Origin of the sequence: Streptomyces sp. BR123, assembly GCF_013401435.1 — a bacterium.
In the GTDB taxonomy this organism is placed as follows: Bacteria; Actinomycetota; Actinomycetes; order Streptomycetales; family Streptomycetaceae; genus Streptomyces.
Window position 1 is genome coordinate 1 of sequence record NZ_JACBGN010000499.1, and the last position, 2,967, is coordinate 2,967.

A 2,967-nucleotide genomic window follows, 5' to 3' on the forward strand; every position below is an offset into this window, starting at 1 on the left:
CCCGGCGCCCCGCCCCCTCCCGCGGCACCGCCGCGGCCCGTCGGCGGCGGGATCGAGATCCGGATCGGCAAGCGGATCCTGTGGGTGGGCGGGGCCGCGTACCCGTTGGAGAACATCGCACGGGTCTACACCTTCACGCTGCACCCGCGGCGCAAGGAGGCCACCGTCCGCTTCCTGAAGAACCTGTGCCTCATCCTCTCCCTGGCTTTCGGCCTGACGATCCTCGCCGGCCTGACCTCCCTCGCCAACCGGGAAGCGGCGGGCGGGATCCTCCAGTTCGTCTGGCTCGGGGCCGCCGTCGCGCTGATCTACTGCCTCGTCGAGCTGATCACCGTGCTGTCGGCCGCGTCGCACTACGTGCTGGCCGTCGAGACCTCCGGGCCGTCCATCGCCGTGGTCACCAGCAGCGACCACAACCACCTGCACCGGCTCGTCGGCCAGATCACGCACGCGATCGACAACCCCGACACCGAGCTCTACGGGGTGCGGGTGGACACCATCGTGATCAACCCGAAGAACTACACCTTCGGCGACAACGTGAACATGTACGGCGGCTCCAACAACGTGGGGATGGCGACTCGATGAGCGGCGACACCTACCACTTCGGCGACAGCGTGAACATGTACGGCGGCTCCGGCAACACCGGCATGGTGAAGAACATCGCGGCCCCGGCCGCCCCGCCGGCCCTGTCGCCCGAGCTCCAGGAGGCCATCAAGGACCTCCTGCGGCGGGTCGAGGCGCTGCGCGGGCAGCTGCCGCCCGCGAGCGCGCAGGTGCTGGACGCGTCCCTGCCCGATGCCACCGGTGGCGCGGACGTCCCGGCGCAGGCCAGGCAGAGCGCTCTGATGTCCATCGCCGGCATCGCCGCCGTCGTCGGCCCGCTGGGCCAGCCGATCGTGGACGCCGTCACCACGGTCCTCGAACTGCTCGGCGGCGCCTGACGCCGCGGGCCGGCGGCCGCACCGAGGGGGTTCGGGGCCGGTCCCGGCCCGGGCCGGCCGTGGGGGCGCCCGCCGACCGGGTGCGCAGGCGTCCGCTGCTCGTCGCGGTCGGCCTCGCGGCGGCAGGGCGCCCGCCGACACCTCGAGAGTGGGACGCTGCGGCCAGGGCGTCGGCGGCGCACCGGACTCCACGGCGCCGCCCCGTTCCCTTTCCGGTCGTTGAGGTGACCGGAGGGAACGCCCTAGTCCTCGTAGCGGCCGAGGCGGTCCGCGGCGTAGTCGTCGAAGGCCTGCTCGATCTCCTCCGGGGTGCTCATCACGAACGGGCCGCCGCGGTAGACCGGTTCGCCGATGGGCTCGCCGCTGAGGAAGAGGAAGTCGGCCCCGATGGGCCCGCCTTCGATGCGGACGGTGTCGCCCTCGTCCGAGAGGACGGCCAGCTCGCCGTCGGTGACCTCTGCCGCGGCGACGACGCCGCTGCCGGAGAAGACGTACACGGCCGCGTTGCGACCCTGCGGCGCGGGCAGTTCCGCCCGCTCGCCCGGGGCCAGGGAGGCGTGTACGACGGTCACCGGGACCTGCGTCTCGAACGGTCCGGTCACGCCGAGGGCGGTGCCCGCGATCACCTTGAACCAGGACCCGTCGAGCCGCCGGACCACGGGGATCCGCTCCGCGGTGCGGTGCTGCGTGCTCGGGCGGAGGCCCTTGAGCGAGGCCGGCAGGTTCACCCACAGCTGCAGGCTGTGCTGGAGGCCGCCGGCCGCGCGGAAGGCGTCGGTCGGCTGCGCGGAGTGCACGACGCCCGCGCCGGCGGTCAGCCGCCGCACGCCGCCCGGCGCCACCACGCCGCGGTTGCCGGTGGAGTCGGCGTACTCGATGTCGCCCTCCAGGACGTACGTGAGGGACTCGAAGCCGCGGTGCGGGTGGTGGGGGGTGCCCTTGGGCTCGTCCGGGCCGAGGTCCACCGGCCCGACCTGGTCGAGCATCAGGAACGGGTCGAGCTGCGGGATCTGCAGCGTGGGGAAGGGCCGGCGGACCGGGAACCCCTCGCCCTCCATGGTGTGGAGGGGCTGTAGGACGTCGACCACCGAGCGGGTCGCGGCGGTGGTGGCGGCGGTGCCGAGGGCGGAACCCAGCGTGGTCATGATGCCTTCTCTCGTCGTTCGGGGTCGTCGGCTTCCCATGGGTCTGCCCATGGGTCTCACCCCACGGGAGTGTAATGAACTATACGGTTCAGTTCAGTTCTCCGCCAGGGGTTCGGCCCCGCCCCTAACTGACAGATACCGGCGACCGCGATTGTCGGTGCCCCGCGTGCGCGGACAGACTCCTTCCCATCGCACGTATACCCACAGCCCGTAATCGCAGGGGCGTGCCGCCACTGGCATTCGCTGCGCATGTCACCTTTGCGGAAGGACAGTTCATGCCCGAGCTCAAGATCCTCGCCATCTCCGGCAGCCTGCGCAGCGAGTCGTTCAACAGCGCGCTCGTCCGCGCCGCGCAGAAGCACGCCCCCGGGGACCTCAACATCGAGATCTACGAGGGCCTGCGCGACATCCCGCTCTACGACGAGGACCTGGACGTCGAGCCGGCCCCGGCCGCCGTCGCCGACCTGCGCCGCCGCATCATCGAGGCCGACGGCCTCTTCATCGCCACCCCCGAGTACAACTACGGGATCCCCGGCGTCCTGAAGAACGCCCTGGACTGGGCGAGCCGCCCGGCCTTCGACTCCTCCCTGACCGGCAAGCCGATCGCGATCGCCGGCGCCGCCCCGACCAACTTCGGCACCGTCCGCGCCCAGCTGGCCCTGCGCCAGATGTTCCTGTGGACGGACTCCAAGGTCGTGACCAAGCCCGAGCTGCAGATCTTCCGTGCCCACGAGCGCTTCGACGAGGCCGGCAACCTGACGGACGAGACCGCCGTCGAGATCCTCCAGCAGCTGCTCGACACGCTCGGCACCAAGATCCGCGAGACCCAGGCCCTGGCCAACGGCACGGTCTAGCCATCCCCACGCTCCACCCCGCCACCC

At 71.7% G+C, this 2,967-nt stretch carries 4 protein-coding genes; 3 read left to right on the forward strand and 1 reads right to left on the reverse strand.

The features are described from left to right. The coding region (locus HYE82_RS35555) for a DUF6232 family protein (protein ID WP_256988165.1) at positions 1–585 on the forward strand (585 nt) is incomplete at its 5' end. Continuing rightward, positions 582–941, forward strand: coding sequence for a hypothetical protein (locus tag HYE82_RS35560; protein ID WP_179178359.1), 360 nt, complete (start codon positions 582–584; stop codon positions 939–941). The genes HYE82_RS35555 and HYE82_RS35560, both read left to right, overlap by 4 nt. A 242-nt stretch (positions 942–1,183) precedes the next feature. Here HYE82_RS35560 and HYE82_RS35565 read toward each other — a convergent pair whose 3' ends face one another. Then, positions 1,184–2,086, reverse strand: a complete 903-nt coding sequence (locus HYE82_RS35565; RefSeq protein ID WP_179178360.1) for a pirin family protein — start codon at positions 2,084–2,086, stop codon at positions 1,184–1,186. A 275-nt stretch (positions 2,087–2,361) separates the two neighbouring features. Between HYE82_RS35565 and HYE82_RS35570 the strand changes: the two genes are divergently transcribed. After that, positions 2,362–2,940, forward strand: coding sequence for an NADPH-dependent FMN reductase (locus tag HYE82_RS35570; protein WP_179178361.1), 579 nt, complete (start codon positions 2,362–2,364; stop codon positions 2,938–2,940). The last annotated feature ends 27 nt before the right edge of the window (positions 2,941–2,967 follow it).